This is a genomic window from Bifidobacterium sp. M0353 (assembly GCF_016100645.1).
GTDB lineage: Bacteria > Actinomycetota > Actinomycetes > Actinomycetales > Bifidobacteriaceae > Bombiscardovia > Bombiscardovia choladohabitans.
Genome location: NZ_JACFSB010000311.1, coordinates 1 through 247, shown reverse-complemented (window position 1 = coordinate 247; position 247 = coordinate 1). Strand labels below are relative to the sequence as shown.

The following is a 247-nucleotide window of genomic DNA, read 5'->3' as shown; positions in this document are numbered from 1 at the left end:
AATTTAAATATTTATCAAGAAATTGCTCCTAAAAGTATCCAAAAAAATGTCACACAAATTCTCAATGATTTAAGGGATTATAAAATTGATGAAGCAAAAATAAAGCTTACCACTTTACAGTCACTTGGTTGCCTAGATGAGGAAAGTTCTGCAATAATTGAAACACTTTCTATACATGCGGATCTCATTGCAAAAGAAAATATAGATAATGCCTTATCAGTAATTAATAGATATCTGTCAAAATATA

General features: G+C 27.9%; 1 protein-coding gene. It reads left to right on the top strand.

The annotated features are described in order from the left end of the window. Positions 1 to 247, top strand: a 247-nt coding sequence (locus H3V04_RS09895) for a hypothetical protein (protein WP_198188522.1), incomplete at both ends; no start/stop codon positions are given.